The organism is Cupriavidus sp. 86D6, from assembly GCF_057815095.1.
The window spans coordinates 623,243-637,537 of sequence record NZ_JBYPSB010000001.1 but is presented as its reverse complement, the minus strand read 5'-3'; the positions used below and the strand labels follow the sequence as shown (position 1 = coordinate 637,537).

12 protein-coding genes are annotated in these 14,295 nt (G+C 63.5%); 4 read left to right on the top strand and 8 right to left on the bottom strand.

The features are described from left to right. Positions 1-14 precede the first annotated feature (14 nt). The 8 genes from AC3G88_RS02925 to AC3G88_RS02890 form a co-directional block, all read right to left on the bottom strand. Complete coding sequence (locus AC3G88_RS02925; protein ID WP_400391612.1) at positions 15-1,142, bottom strand: branched-chain amino acid ABC transporter substrate-binding protein; 1,128 nt, start codon at positions 1,140-1,142, stop codon at positions 15-17. A 594-nt stretch (positions 1,143-1,736) separates the two neighbouring features. Then, positions 1,737-3,038 (bottom strand): citrate synthase, encoded by a 1,302-nt coding sequence (gene gltA / locus AC3G88_RS02920; RefSeq protein WP_153945460.1) that lies wholly within the window; start codon positions 3,036-3,038, stop codon positions 1,737-1,739. 42 nt (positions 3,039-3,080) lie between these two features. Continuing rightward, entirely contained in the window at positions 3,081-3,362 is a 282-nt protein-coding gene (locus tag AC3G88_RS02915; protein ID WP_400391615.1) for an FAD assembly factor SdhE, read from the bottom strand. A gap of 142 nt (positions 3,363-3,504) precedes the next feature. Then, on the bottom strand, positions 3,505-4,206 hold the full coding sequence (locus AC3G88_RS02910; RefSeq protein ID WP_092594307.1) for a succinate dehydrogenase iron-sulfur subunit: 702 nt from the start codon (positions 4,204-4,206) through the stop codon (positions 3,505-3,507). 34 nt (positions 4,207-4,240) lie between these two features. Next, a complete protein-coding gene (gene sdhA, locus AC3G88_RS02905; RefSeq protein WP_092594308.1) occupies positions 4,241-6,019 on the bottom strand; it encodes a succinate dehydrogenase flavoprotein subunit in 1,779 nt (592 codons plus the stop codon). 3 nt (positions 6,020-6,022) lie between these two features. Then, a complete protein-coding gene (sdhD, locus tag AC3G88_RS02900; protein ID WP_066733321.1) occupies positions 6,023-6,388 on the bottom strand; it encodes a succinate dehydrogenase, hydrophobic membrane anchor protein in 366 nt (121 codons plus the stop codon). 10 nt (positions 6,389-6,398) lie between these two features. Further along, entirely contained in the window at positions 6,399-6,809 is a 411-nt protein-coding gene (gene sdhC, locus AC3G88_RS02895) for a succinate dehydrogenase, cytochrome b556 subunit (RefSeq protein WP_153945461.1), read from the bottom strand. A gap of 372 nt (positions 6,810-7,181) precedes the next feature. Further along, positions 7,182-8,027 carry a GntR family transcriptional regulator gene (locus tag AC3G88_RS02890; RefSeq protein WP_153945462.1) on the bottom strand — a complete coding sequence of 282 codons (846 nt, stop codon included), beginning with the start codon at positions 8,025-8,027 and terminating at the stop codon, positions 7,182-7,184. A gap of 413 nt (positions 8,028-8,440) precedes the next feature. On the opposite strand from AC3G88_RS02890, the gene AC3G88_RS02885 reads away from it, so the two are divergent. The 4 genes from AC3G88_RS02885 (at position 8,441) to acnA (ending at position 14,229) form a co-directional block, all read left to right on the top strand. Continuing rightward, positions 8,441-9,424: a malate dehydrogenase gene (locus tag AC3G88_RS02885; RefSeq protein ID WP_061959458.1), complete on the top strand. Its 984-nt coding sequence runs from the start codon at positions 8,441-8,443 to the stop codon at positions 9,422-9,424. Positions 9,425-9,553: 129 nt separating this feature from the next. After that, positions 9,554-10,534, top strand: coding sequence for an HpcH/HpaI aldolase/citrate lyase family protein (locus AC3G88_RS02880; RefSeq protein ID WP_488770494.1), 981 nt, complete (start codon positions 9,554-9,556; stop codon positions 10,532-10,534). Between the two features lie 237 nt (positions 10,535-10,771). Then, the gene (locus AC3G88_RS02875; protein ID WP_092594312.1) at positions 10,772-11,323 is read left to right on the top strand and encodes a hypothetical protein; all 552 of its coding nucleotides are present in this window, start codon (positions 10,772-10,774) and stop codon (positions 11,321-11,323) included. Between the two features lie 200 nt (positions 11,324-11,523). After that, complete coding sequence (acnA, locus tag AC3G88_RS02870) at positions 11,524-14,229, top strand: aconitate hydratase AcnA (RefSeq protein WP_488770495.1); 2,706 nt, start codon at positions 11,524-11,526, stop codon at positions 14,227-14,229. Positions 14,230-14,295: the final 66 nt, after the last annotated feature.

Sequence of the window (14,295 nt, the reverse complement as noted above, 5' to 3'; positions counted from 1 at the left end):
GGATGGCGCCGGGTTTAGTTTGCGGCGGTCTTCGTGGCGTCCTTGTGCCACGTGTAGACGACGAACTTGAACGACTTCAGGTCGCCCTTGGCGTCGTATTCGACCTTGCCGATCGGCGTGGTGAACGCGTTCTTGTGCATGTAAGCGGCCACCTTCGTCGGGTCCGTGCTCTTGGCGCCGGCGATGGCGTCGCCGATGATCTTGACGGCGGCATAGGCAGGCATCTGGAACGGACCGTTGGCGTCACGCTTCTTGTCGGCAAAGGCCTTCACCAGCGCGGCGTTGGCCGGGTCGGCCGAGAAGTCGGCCGGCAGCGTCACGAGCATGCCTTCCGAAGCCGGGCCGGCAATAGCCGTCACGTCCTTGTTGCCCACGCCTTCGGGGCCCATGAACGTGGCCTTCACGCCCTGCTCGCGCGCCTGGCGCAGCAGCAGGCCCATTTCCGGGTGGTAGCCGCCGAAGTACACGAAATCCACGCCCTGGGACTTCAGCTTGGTGATCACGGCCGAGTAGTCGGAATCGCCGGCGTTGACGCCTTCGAAGACTGCCACGGGGATCTTGGCCGCTTCCAGGTCCTTCTTCACCGAGCTGGCGATACCCTGGCCGTACGACTGCTTGTCATGCAGCACGGCAACCTTCTTCGGCTTGACCTTGCCGATGATGTACTGGGCGGCGGCCGGGCCTTGCTGGTCGTCGCGGCCGATCGTGCGGAAGATGAAGTTGCGCTTCTTCGTTTCGGTCAGCTGCGGCGCGGTGGCCGACGGCGTCACCATCACGATGCCTTCGTTCTCGTAGATATCCGAGGCCGGAATCGTCGAACCCGAGCACACGTGACCGATCACGTAATGGATACCCTGACTGACGATCTTGTTGGCCACGGCCACGGCCTGCTTCGGTTCGCAGGCGTCGTCCATCAGCACGGCTTCGAACTTGTTGCCGTTGGCGCCGCCCGCCGCGTTGATCTGTTCGATCGCGGTCAGGGCACCGGCCTTGACCATGTCGCCGTACTGGGCGACCGAGCCGCTCATGGGGCCGGCAATGGCGATCTTGACGGTTTCGGCGTTGGCCGAGGTGAAGGCAGCGAGACCGGCAGTGGCAAGCACGGCGGCCATGGCAGTGGACGTGAGACGGGACAGCGTCATCAGGAGCTCCTCGATTATGTATGGGTCATTCCGGGCAGAGTCGGCATGACTGGCGCAATCGAACAACACCCGCGAGGAAGAAGCGCCGCCTGACGTGGCGAACGTACGGCCCATGAGCGGAAACCGGGCCTGCGATGAAGATAATGAAGCGAATGCGGGGCCCGGCATGTGTCGGCGTACGCACATCTCGGGGATGCCGCGGCCGCCGTAAGTTCGGAAAGACAACGTTGATGCGTTCTCTATTGCGCAAGCCTTTCGCCTGCCCCGCTTCTCCAACGCGGCTGGCCGGAAGGGTGGCCCGGCTGCCGGTCGGCAAAGCAGCCCGCATTATAGGGGGAAAGTTGCACCCTGATGAAGTAGAGATATTCGGTTTTGGAGAAAATCTGACAACTAATGCATGCCGTTGCAACCATGCCAAGGCAGGAATCGTCGTCAAAATCGTGTTTCACAACAATTGTGCATAGCCGCATTTGTGGCGTATGCGATGCTTTGCGCCACCTTGCGCAACCCGGGCCGCCTGCAGGCCAGGTCGCATCGGACGCAAAAAAAAACGCCCCGGCGGGCCGGGGCGTTTCATACAGCACGGGACGCGGCTTAGCGCTTTGCCATGTCCGGCACGTTGCGGGCGGCGTTGCCGTTGAACAGCTGACGCGGACGGCCGATCTTGTATTCCGGATCGGTGATCATCTCTTCCCACTGCGAGATCCAGCCCGGCGTACGTGCCAGGGCGAAGATGCAGGTGAACAGCGAGGTCGGGATGCCCAGCGCGCGCTGCACGATACCCGAGTAGAAGTCCACGTTCGGGTACAGCTTGCGGCTCACGAAATATTCATCTTCCAGCGCGATCTTTTCCAGTTCCATGGCCAGCTTGAACAGCGGGTCGTTGTGCAGACCCAGTTCGTTCAGCACTTCATGGCAGGTTTCGCGCATCAGCTTGGCGCGCGGATCGTAGTTCTTGTACACGCGGTGGCCAAAGCCCATCAGGCGCACGCCCGAATTCTTGTCCTTGACCTGCTTGATGAACTCGCCGATGTGGTCGACGCTGCCGATTTCTTCCAGCATCTTCAGCGCGGCTTCGTTCGCGCCGCCATGGGCCGGACCCCACAGGCAGGCCACGCCGGCGGCGATGGCCGCGAACGGGTTCGTGCCCGACGAGCCGGCCAGGCGCACGGTCGACGTCGATGCGTTCTGCTCGTGGTCGGCGTGCAGGATGAAGATGCGGTCCAGCGCGCGCTCCAGCACCGGGTTCACGGTGTACGGTGCGCACGGCGTACCGAACATCATGCGCATGAAATTGCCCGAGTAGGACAGGTCGTTCTGCGGATAGATGTACGGCTGGCCGATGTTGTACTTGTACGCCATGGCGACCAGGGTCGGCATCTTGGCGATCAGGCGGATGGCCGAGATCTCGCGCTGGTGCGGATCGTCGATGTCCATCGCGTCATGGTAGAACGCGCTCATCGCGCCCACCAGGCCCGTCAGCACGGCCATCGGGTGAGCGTCGCGGCGGAAACCGCGCAGGAAGAACTGCAGCTGCTCGTGAACCATCGTGTGGTTCATCACCGAGTTCACGAAATCTTCCTTCTGCTTGGCGTTGGGCAGTTCGCCCTTCAGCAGCAGGTAGCAGGTTTCGAGGTGATCACACTTCTCGGCGAGTTGCTCGATCGGGTAGCCGCGGTACAGCAGCTCGCCCTTGTCGCCGTCGATGTACGTGATCTTCGAGTTGCACGAAGCGGTCGACATGAACCCCGGGTCATAGGTGAACTTGCCGGTTTGACCGTACAGCTTGCGAATGTCGATCACATCCGGGCCAACGGTGCCCTTGTAGATCGGCAGCTCAACGCTGGGGGAACCATCGGAAAACGATAGCGTGGCTTTCACATCGGACGGCGTCATGTCGGTTCCTTCAAATACTGTGAATAATAGTGTTGACCAAACTCAGACCGAACGCAGCAGGCTGAGTACCCGTTGCATCGGGGGCGTGTCGAGCTCACCGTCAAGCTCCTTGCGGACAAGCAGCAGGTCCATCAACTCGTTGTCGCTAAGCTCGAACAGCTCGCCCAGCGAAGCCACGTCCTGATCGGACAGGCTCTCCTCGTAACGGTTGAAGAAACGTTCGACGATGATGTCGTTCTCCAGGAGGCCGCGGCGGGCGCGCCAGCGAAGACGGGCACGTTTGTGCGGGTCGGCCTGATGGGAGAAAGTGGTGGAATGACTCATGGTCAGCCTTCATTGACCGGCGCTCCAGCCCGACTTGATACCGCATCGGGCTGACGCGCCGCTTACATCAACTTGCATTACTGCAGACTGCCTGTCTGCACCGCGAACGGCGGGGGCGCAGAAGGCAGTTTATACCGGGCAATTAAACAGCGCGGCGAACCATCAGTTCCTTGATCTTGCCAATCGCCTTGGTCGGATTGAGGCCCTTCGGGCACACGTCGACGCAGTTCATGATGCTATGGCAACGGAACAGCCGGTACGGGTCGTTCAGGTTGTCCAGACGCTCGCTGGTGGCCTGGTCGCGGCTGTCCGCGATGAAGCGGTAGGCTTGCAGCAGACCGGCCGGGCCGACGAACTTGTCCGGGTTCCACCAGAACGACGGGCACGACGTGGAGCAGCTGGCGCACAGAATGCACTCGTACAGGCCGTCCAGCTCGTCGCGTTCCTGCGGCGACTGCAGACGTTCCTTCTCGGGCGGCGGCTCGTCGTTGATCAGGAACGGCTTGATCGAGTGGTACTGCTTGAAGAAGTTCGTCATGTCGACGATCAGGTCGCGCACCACCGGCAGGCCGGGCAGCGGACGCAGCACGATGCGGTCCGGCAGCTCGCGCATGTTCGTCAGGCAGGCCAGGCCGTTCTTGCCGTTGATGTTCATCGCGTCCGAGCCGCACACGCCTTCACGGCACGAACGACGGAACGAGATGGTTTCGTCCAGCTTCTTCAGCTTGACCAGTGCATCCAGCAGCATGCGCTCGTGACCGTCCAGCTCGACCTCGTAGGTCTGCATGCGGGGGGCGGCGTCCTTGTCCGGATCGTAGCGGTAGACTTCGAAAATACGCTTCATTTCTGGGGGTCCTGTTTTCTCTACGAGGCGGGTATCAGAACGTACGAGCCTTGGGCGGAACCGATTCCACCGTCAGCGGCTGCATCTTCACCGGCTTGTAGTCGAGGCGGTTGCCTTCGCTGTAGAACAGCGTGTGCTTGAGCCAGTTGTCGTCGTCGCGGTTCGGGAAGTCGCTGTGGGCGTGGGCGCCACGCGATTCCTTGCGGGCCGCGGCCGAGATCATCGTGGCCTTGGCCACTTCCACCAGGTTGGCCACTTCCAGGGCTTCCACCAGCGCGGTGTTGAAGACCTTGGACTTGTCCTTCAGGTGGATGTTGTCGGCACGCTCGGCCACTTCCAGAATGCGCTCGACGCCTTCGTCCATCAGCTTCTGCGTACGGAACACGCCGGCATGCGACTGCATGTTGCGGCGGATGTCGTTGGCCACGTCCTGGGTGTATTCGCCCGAGGTCGTTGCCTGCAGCTTGGCCAGACGGGCCATGGCGCGGTCGGCGGCATCGGCCGGCAGCGGCTTGTGTTCCTTCTGCTTGCTGGCGTTGGCCACGATGTGGTTGCCGGCGGCACGGCCGAACACCACCAGATCGAGCAGCGAGTTGGTACCCAGGCGGTTGGCGCCGTGCACCGACACGCACGAGCATTCGCCGATCGCGTAGAAACCGTTGACCACTTCGTTCGGGTTGCCGTTCTTCGGCACCACGACCTGACCGTGGAAATTCGTCGGAATACCACCCATCTGGTAGTGGATGGTCGGCACGACGGGGATAGGTTCCTTGATCGCGTCGACGTTGGCGAACTTCATGCCGATTTCGCGGATCGACGGCAGGCGCTTCATGATGGTCTCGGCACCGACGTGGGTCAGGTCGAGCAGCACGTAGTCGCCGTTCGGGCCGCAACCACGGCCTTCCTTGATTTCCTGGTCCATCGAGCGCGACACGAAGTCACGCGGCGCCAGATCCTTCAGCGTCGGGGCATAGCGTTCCATGAAACGCTCGCCATCCTTGTTACGCAGGATGCCGCCCTCGCCACGCACGCCTTCCGTGATCAGCACGCCCGCGCCGGCCACGCCGGTCGGGTGGAACTGCCAGAATTCCATGTCTTCCAGCGGGATGCCGGCACGCGCCGCCATGCCCAGGCCATCACCGGTATTGATGAAGGCGTTGGTGGAAGCCGCGTAGATCCGGCCGGCACCGCCGGTCGCGAACAGCGTGGTCTTCGCTTCGAGGATATAGACTTCGCCGGTTTCCATTTCCAGCGCGGTCACGCCCAGCACGTCGCCTTCTTCGTCGCGGATCAGGTCCAGTGCCATCCATTCGACGAAGAAATGCGTCTTGGCGCGCACATTTCGCTGATACAGCGTGTGCAGCAGCGCGTGGCCGGTACGGTCAGCGGCGGCGCAAGCGCGTTGCACCGGCTTCTCGCCGTAGTTGGCGGTGTGGCCGCCGAACGGACGCTGGTAAATCGTGCCATCGGCGTTACGGTCGAACGGCATGCCGAAGTGTTCGAGCTCGTACACGACCTTCGGGGCTTCACGGCACATGAACTCGATGGCGTCCTGGTCACCCAGCCAGTCCGAGCCCTTGATGGTGTCGTAGAAGTGATAGTGCCAGTTGTCCTCGCTCATGTTGCCCAGCGAGGCACCGATACCGCCCTGCGCCGCCACGGTGTGCGAGCGGGTCGGGAAAACCTTCGACAGCACGGCCACGCTCAGGCCGGCTTCCGCGAGCTGGAGGGATGCGCGCATCCCGGCGCCGCCCGCCCCGACGATGACCACGTCAAATTTGCGACGCGGCAATCCAGTCTTGACTGCGACCATTTATTACACCCTCCAGAGAATCTGAGCAGCGTAGCCCGCGCAACCGACGAGCCACAGAATCGTTAGAACTTGCAGCACGAGGCGCACGGCCATCGGCTTCACATAGTCCATCCAGATGTCACGAATGCCGATCCATGCATGGAACAGCAGCGACAGGATGGTCAGGAACGTCAGGAGCTTCATCCATTGGTTGGCGAAGAGACCCGACCAGCCTTCGTAAGAAGGGTTGCCGAAGGCGAGATACACCACGGCGAGCACCACGGTGAAGACCACCATGATGACTGCGGTAACGCGTTGCGCGAGCCAGTCTTTCAGGCCGTAATGCGCACCGACGACAAGACGCTTGGGACCGATATTGTTATTTGCCACGTGACTCTCCTCAGAACAGGCCGAAAAGCTTCAGCCCGAAAACCAGGGTGAGCAGCAGGCTGACCACCAGCACGGCCTTGGCCGACGTGGCCGAGGCGGGCTTCGAGACGCCGACGTGAACGTCCAGCAGCAGGAAGCGGATACCGGCGCAGAAGTGATGCAGGTAACCCCAGATCAGGGCCAGGATCACCAGCTTGACGAAGCCGTTGGACAGCAGGGCCGAGAACCTGGCGAAGCTCAGTTCGGAGGTGACGCTCTGTTCGAACAGGTACAGAATGAAAGGGAGGAGGAGGAACATCAAGCCACCGCTTACGCGATGCAGGATGGATACCTTGCCGGCCCAGGGCAACCGGTAGCGCGAGATTTGCGCGATACCGATGTTCCGGAACTCCGGCCTGGCTTGTTTGGCGGCTTCAGCCATGCGAGACCCCATTTGCGATGAAAAGAAAACTGCAAAAGAACGACACTGCCATTACCCCCGCTTGCATTGGCGCCGCACAGCGGTTACCGTGAATGCACCAGATTGCATCAAGCGTGTGGGTCCGCTGGATGCAAATGGATGCAGGGGAGCAAATCCACGTGATTTTAGCGCCTTTGTTGCGCGCCGCACCAATAATTTTCGCCTATCACGCACCAGCGCGGCGTGCCCGACAATCGCACGCGACAATGTGCGCACCACTCCAGACACGCTTTGTCCGAGCATTGCATTCATGAATGACAATGGTCGGCGCACGTCCCATACACGCGTGACAATAGTCAGCGTGCGGAACAGACTTTCCATGGTCATGGCCCTTCAGCTCAGGTCGTTCTGATAATAGTGGCGCGTCGTGACATAAAGCCCACGGCGAACTTCCACCGGGCGGTCGCCGTAGGTGAACGACACACGTTCCACCGACAGCAGCGGCGAACCGGGTGCCACGGACAACAGCTCGGCAGCCGTGTTATCGGCAGCAACGGCCCGGATCTTTTCCGTGGCGCGAATCATCCGGGTGCCGAACTCGGCCTCGAAGAGCGCGTACATCGGGCCCTTCCACTCGTTGAGCTTCTCGGCCGTGAGGCCCTTGAAGTTGGCGCCGAGCAGCCAGATTTCGTCCAGCACCGTGGCTTCGTTGGAAAAGGTCAGCACGCGGCGGATCTGCACGACGCTGTCGCCGGTGCGAATATCGAGCAGCCGGGCGATTTCGGCCGGGGCGCGCAGCCGCTTGCATTCGAGCACGCGGCTGGCGCCGTAATGGGGTTCACCCTCGTCGGGTACCAGGCGGAGGAAGCGGAACTTGACCACATCCTCGTGATGGGTCGTCACAAACGTGCCCTTGCCCTGGCGGCGCGCCACCAGGTTGTCCGCGGCGAGTTCGTCGATGGCCTTGCGCACCGTGCCCTGGCTGACCTTGTAGCGGGCCGCCAGGTCCATCTCGCTCGGGATCATTTCGCCGGGCTTCCACTCGCCGGTCTGCAGGCTCTGCATGATCAGGGCCTTGATCTGCTGGTAGAGTGGGCTGAACGTTGGGGACGGCGCCGCGGCCGGCGTATTGGCCGATGCGGGCGTGGACGGCTGCGTCCCGGCACCGCTCTGTGGGGCGCCAGATTCCGGCGCACCATTGGCGGCGGCGGCGAGCGGGGACGTAGGCAGGGAAGACATAGCCCGGATTCAACCACAAAAGCGAGAATCGCGTCCAGCGCACTATGAAATGTCTTATGTCTTATATAAGACATATGAATTGACATCAATGAGGGCTCCCCCTACACTCGCGCAGGTCCGCGCCACCGCCTCCGCCAGGTCTCCTCCGGGCTACCTGCCCACCTTTTGAAGCCTTGCGGATGCGGCGCACCACACAGCAGTAGTAGACTTACGCCTTGTCGCCCTCGACGCCTGCCCACGGCCCGCGCGCTCCTCGTCGCGGCCGCACGGCCGGCCGCGGGCTCCCGGCGGACGCCCGCCTGCCCCGTGGCGACACGCGAACCAGCTTCCGGTGATGCGCCGGCCCGCTCCATACCCTGGATGGCCCGTTGCCACCGACCGGTTACCCCCTCTTTTCGTTTGGAGACTTACTCATGGCTAAAGCCCCAATGCGCGTCGCAGTCACCGGCGCCGCTGGCCAGATCGGCTATTCCCTGCTGTTCCGCATCGCCAATGGCGACATGCTCGGCAAAGACCAGCCGGTCATCCTCCAACTGCTCGACCTCCCGCAAGCCCAGGCCGCCGTCAAGGGCGTGGTGATGGAGCTGGAAGACTGCGCGTTCCCGCTGCTGGCCGGCGTGGTCATCACCGACGACCCCAAGGTTGCCTTCAAGGACGCCGACGTCGCCCTGCTGGTGGGTGCCCGTCCGCGTAGCAAGGGCATGGAGCGCAAGGACCTGCTCGAAGCCAACGCCCAGATCTTCACGGTGCAGGGCAAGGCCCTGGACGAAGTGGCCAGCCGTGACGTCAAGGTGCTGGTGGTCGGCAACCCGGCCAACACCAACGCCTACATCGCCATGAAGTCGGCGCCGAACCTGAAGCGCGAGAACTTCACCGCCATGCTGCGCCTGGACCACAACCGCGCCCTGTCGCAAATCGCCGCCAAGACCGGCAAGCCGGTGTCGTCGATCGAGAAGATGTTCGTCTGGGGCAACCACAGCCCGACGATGTACGCCGACTACCGCTACGCCACCGTCGACGGCAAGAGCGTCAAGGACCTGATCAACGATCCGGTGTGGAACAACGACGTGTTCCTGCCGACCGTGGGCAAGCGCGGCGCCGCCATCATCGAGGCCCGTGGCCTGTCGTCGGCTGCCTCGGCCGCCAACGCCGCCATCGACCACGTGCACGACTGGGTGCTGGGCTCGAACGGCAAGGTCGTCACGATGGGCATCCCGTCGAACGGCGAATACGGCATTCCGAAGGACGTCATGTTCGGCTACCCGGTGACCACGGCCAACGGCAAGTACGAAATCGTGCAAGGCCTGGAAATCGACGCCTACAGCCAGGAAAAGATCAACATCACGCTCAAGGAACTGGAAGAAGAGCGTGCCGGCGTGCAGCATCTGCTGGGCTGATCTTCGCCAGAGCCTCCCGCTCATGAAACCGGGGTCCGCATCGATCTGAAAATCGGCGCGGACCCCGGTTTTTCATTTGGGCAGCCGTTTTGTCTTCACAATAACCCACCGCTCCATACGTATATCAACGTGCATCCATCCGAGGTCTTGTTCCAGGGCGAAGCCATTCCGGCGCAACTGCCGGTCTGCGACCACTATGCGGGCAGCGAAAAGCTCATGCGCAAATCGCTTGCCCTGCAGCAGGCGCTTGGCCCCGTGTTCGACATTACGTTCGATTGCGAGGACGGCGCCGCCGTCGGGCTGGAGCGCGAGCACGCCCTGCTCTGCGCGCAGCTGGTCAATAGCGCCGACAACGTACACAACCGCGTGGGCGTGCGCATCCATGACCCGGCGCACCCGGGCTGGCGTGAAGACGTGGATATCCTGGTGGGCGCCGCCGGCGCGCGCCTGGCCTATGTGGTGGTGCCCAAGGTCACCGACGTGGTCGAAGTGGCACGCGTGACCGACCACGTGAACCAGGTGGCCCGCGCGGCCGGCATCGCCCGCCACATCCCGATTCATGTGCTCATTGAGACACATTCCGCACTGGAACAGGCCTTCGACATTGCATCGCTGGTCCAGGTGGAATGCCTGAGCTTCGGGCTGATGGATTTCGTCTCGGCGCACCACGGCGCCATTCCGGGCGACGCGATGCGATCGCCGGGGCAGTTCGAACATCCGCTAATCCGTCGCGCCATGCTGGAGATCTCTGCCGCCTGCCACCGGCATGGCAAGGTGCCGTCGCACAACGTCAGCACCGACGTGCAGCAGCCGGAGCGCGCCGGCAACGACGCGCTGCGTGCCCGCGCCGAATTCGGCTACCTGCGCAAGTGGAGCATTCACCCGGGCCAGATCGAGCCGATCGTGGCCGCGTTCCGGCCCAGCGACCGCGAGATCGGGGCGGCCAGCCAGATCCTGCTGGCCGCGCATGAAAACAACTGGGCACCGATCCGCCACGACGGGCAGCTGCACGACCGCGCCAGCTACCGCTATTACTGGTCGCTGTTGCAGCGGGCCCACGCCACGGGCACGCGGCTACCGCCGCCCGTGAGCGATCTGTTCTTTGATTGAGCGCAACATCACGCGATCACACACGAAAACTGCTCATTTCCGCCTGCAAGTGGCCGATGACAAACCATCCGCGTGCGATTGTGTAACCAATGTCCGACGGGCTTCGCCCCGTCAGACAAATCGTAGAGAATAGCGGCGGAAAGTTGCCGGGGCGCCGCGTGACACTGCGTGGCGCCCCCCGGACTGTTCACCACAACGAGCCCCTTTGACTACCCAAGCAATCCGGAAGGAACCCACATGAAACAACTCGTGCTGGCAGCCTGCATTGGCGCCCTGACCCTGACCACCGGCGCCGCAATGGCCCAGGAACCGGCCAAGAAGCCGGCCGCCACCAAGAAGGCGCCCGCCAAGAAGTCGACGAAGGCCGCTGCCGCCGCACCCGCCGCCGTGCAGCCCACGGGCGAAAAGTGGCAGTGCGAACTGGGCCATGCCATCTGGATCAGCGGCAACATGCAGCGCGATGAAGTGATCACCGTGCATTGGGACGGCCGCAACTACCGCCTGCCGCGCCAGAGCACCGTCACCGGCGCCGATCGCTACTTCGATCAGGCCTCGGGTCTGGATCTGGTCGTGATCCCGAGCAAGGCCATGCTGTTCAACAAGAACCTGGGCCAGCGCCTGGCCGACGAATGCCAGAACGCCGACATGCAGGCCGGCGGCGCGGCCCCGACGCAGGCCGGCGCACTGCGCGCCCCGGTGTCCACGCCGCTGCTGATGGCGCCGGCCCAACCGGCTGCCCAGCCGGCCGACGCCGCCCAGCCTGCTGCACAAGCCGCGCCGAAGCAGTAAAGTCTCACCTTGCCTTACCCCACGCGGCGCCGCTCTGGCGCCGCGCGGGTATCAGCTGCACTGAATCGTTGTAACGGTGCGCGTCCGGGTCCTGCCGGCCGCGCCGCATGCATGGCGGCGGAACCCTTCCGCGCACCGGGGTCTGAAGAATAAGCATCCACAAGCAGAGTCCCGCGTCATCCCTCGATTGGAGTCAGGCAATGCCCCACAATCTCAATAACACCCTCCAGGAATTCAAACTCGCCACGGGCGGCTCGGGTCAGTATTACTCGCTGCCCCAGCTGGGCCGCGCGCTGGGCGTGAAGATCGAGCGTCTGCCGGTCTCCATCCGCCTGGTGCTGGAATCGGTGCTGCGCAACTGCGACGGCAAGAAGGTCACCGAGGAACACGTCAGGCAGCTCGCCAACTGGAAGCCCACCGCCGACCGCGTGGACGAGATCCCGTTCGTGGTGGCGCGCGTGGTGCTGCAGGACTTCACGGGCGTGCCGCTGCTGGCCGACCTGGCCGCCATGCGCAACGTGGCCGAGAAGATGGGCAAGAACCCCAAGAAGATCGAGCCGCTCGTGCCGGTGGACCTGGTGGTCGACCACTCGGTGCAGATCGACCACTTCCGCGAGAAGAAGGCGCTGGACCTGAACATGCAGCTGGAATTCCAGCGCAACAACGAACGCTACCAGTTCATGAAGTGGGGCATGCAGGCGTTCGACACGTTCGGCGTGGTGCAGCCGGGCTTCGGCATCGTCCACCAGGTGAACCTGGAATACCTGGCGCGCGGCGTCCACAACAAGGACGGCGTCTACTATCCGGACACGCTCGTCGGCACGGACTCCCACACCACGATGATCAACGGCATCGGCGTGGTGGGCTGGGGCGTGGGCGGCATCGAGGCCGAAGCCGGCATGCTGGGCCAGCCCGTGTACTTCCTGACACCTGACGTGGTGGGCGTGGAACTGAAGGGCCGCCTGCGCGAAGGCGTGACCGCCACCGACCTGGTGCTGACGATCACCGAGATGCTGCGCCGCGAGAAAGTCGTGGGCAAGTTTGTGGAATTCTTCGGCGAAGGCACGGCCAGCCTGTCGACGCCGGACCGCGCCACCATCGGCAACATGGCCCCCGAATACGGCGCCACGATGGGCTTCTTCCCGGTCGATGAAAAGACCATCGAGTACTTCCGGGGTACGGCCCGCACCGAGGAGGAAATCGCCGCGTTCGAAGGCTACTTCCGCGCACAGGAACTGTTCGGCGTGCCGCGCGCCGGCGACATCGACTACACCAAGACGCTGACGCTGGACCTGGGCACCGTGGCACCGTCGCTGGCCGGCCCGAAGCGTCCGCAGGACCGCATCGAGATTGGTAACGTGAAAAGCACCTTCGCGTCGCTGTTCTCGAAGCCGGTGGCCGAAAACGGCTTCAACAAGGATGCCGCCGAGCTGGGACGCGAATTCGTCAATGCCGACGGCGTCAAGGTCAAGAACGGCGATGTGCTGATCGCGGCCATCACGTCGTGCACGAACACGTCGAACCCGAGCGTGCTGCTGGCCGCCGGCCTGCTGGCCAAGAAGGCCGTGGAAGCCGGCCTGAACGTGGCGCCGCACATCAAGACGTCGCTGGCGCCGGGCAGCCGCGTGGTGACCGAATACCTGACCGCCGCCGGCCTGCTGCCCTACCTGGAAAAGCTGGGCTTCGGCGTGACCGCCTATGGCTGCACCACCTGTATCGGCAACGCGGGCGACCTGACGCCGGCCCTGAACGAGACCATCGTCCAGAACGACATCGTGGCCGCCGCCGTGCTGTCGGGCAACCGCAACTTCGAAGCCCGTATCCACCCGAACATCCGCGCCAACTTCCTGGCCTCGCCGCCGCTGGTGGTGGCTTACGCCATCGCCGGCACGGTCACGCGCGACCTGATGACCGAGCCGGTCGGCAAGGGCCGCGATGGCCGCGACATCTGGCTGGGCGATATCTGGCCGACCTCGGAAGAAATCCACGCGCTGCTGAAGTACGCCATGGACGCCAAGACGTTCAAGGGCAACTACGAGCAGGTGAAGAAGCCGAGCAAGCTCTGGGCGAACATCAAGGGCACCAAGGGCCAGGTGTATGACTGGCCGACCTCGACGTATATCGCCGAACCCCCGTTCTTCCAGGACTTCACGCTGGAACCGGGCAACGAGGCCGTGACGATCCGTGGTGCCCGCGCACTGGGCGTTTTTGGCGATTCGGTGACGACCGACCATATCTCGCCGGCCGGCTCGATCAAGGACACGTCGCCGGCGGGCAAGTACCTGCTGTCGCACGGCGTGCTCAAGGCCGACTTCAACAGCTACGGTTCGCGCCGCGGCAACCATGAGGTGATGATGCGTGGCACGTTCGCCAACGTGCGCATCAAGAACCTGATGATCCCGCCGAAGGCCGACGGGTCGCGCGTGGAAGGCGGCATCACGCTGCACCAGCCGACCGGCGACGAGATGTCGATCTACGACGCCGCGATGAAGTACATCGCCGAAGGCACGCCCACCGTGGTGTTCGGCGGCGAGGAATACGGCACCGGCTCGTCGCGGGACTGGGCGGCCAAGGGCACCCAGCTGCTGGGCGTGAAGGCCGTGATCGCGCGCAGCTTCGAGCGGATCCACCGGTCGAACCTGGTCGGCATGGGCGTGCTGCCGCTGCAGTTCAAGGGCAGCGACAGCGTGCAGTCGCTGGGCATCATCGGCAACGAGACCTTCGACGTGGAAGGCATCGAGGGCGAACTGAAGCCGCAGCAGGATGTGGTGCTGGTGATCCACCGCGCCAACGGCGACACCCAGCGCGTGCCGGTACTGCTGCGCATCGATACGCCGATCGAAGTCGACTACTACAACCACGGCGGCATCCTGCCGTTTGTGCTGCGTCAACTGCTGGTGGCGTAACCTGCGCTGCCGGCTCCGCCGGCGGCCCGAACCGCCGCTTCCGCTCACGCGGGGCGGCGGTTTTTT

Bases quoted from the DNA above. Each gene is read 5' to 3' on its own strand.
- AC3G88_RS02890 (WP_153945462.1), bottom strand. From the start codon at position 8,027: ATGTCTTCCCTGCCTACGTCCCCGCTCGCCGCCGCCGCCAATGGTGCG.
- sdhA (WP_092594308.1), bottom strand. From the start codon at position 6,019: ATGGTCGCAGTCAAGACTGGATTGCCGCGTCGCAAATTTGACGTGGTC.
- gltA (WP_153945460.1), bottom strand. From the start codon at position 3,038: ATGACGCCGTCCGATGTGAAAGCCACGCTATCGTTTTCCGATGGTTCC.
- AC3G88_RS02925 (WP_400391612.1), bottom strand. From the start codon at position 1,142: ATGACGCTGTCCCGTCTCACGTCCACTGCCATGGCCGCCGTGCTTGCC.
- sdhC (WP_153945461.1), bottom strand. From the start codon at position 6,809: ATGGCTGAAGCCGCCAAACAAGCCAGGCCGGAGTTCCGGAACATCGGT.
- AC3G88_RS02885 (WP_061959458.1), top strand. From the start codon at position 8,441: ATGGCTAAAGCCCCAATGCGCGTCGCAGTCACCGGCGCCGCTGGCCAG.
- AC3G88_RS02915 (WP_400391615.1), bottom strand. From the start codon at position 3,362: ATGAGTCATTCCACCACTTTCTCCCATCAGGCCGACCCGCACAAACGT.
- AC3G88_RS02910 (WP_092594307.1), bottom strand. From the start codon at position 4,206: ATGAAGCGTATTTTCGAAGTCTACCGCTACGATCCGGACAAGGACGCC.
- acnA (WP_488770495.1), top strand. From the start codon at position 11,524: ATGCCCCACAATCTCAATAACACCCTCCAGGAATTCAAACTCGCCACG.
- AC3G88_RS02875 (WP_092594312.1), top strand. From the start codon at position 10,772: ATGAAACAACTCGTGCTGGCAGCCTGCATTGGCGCCCTGACCCTGACC.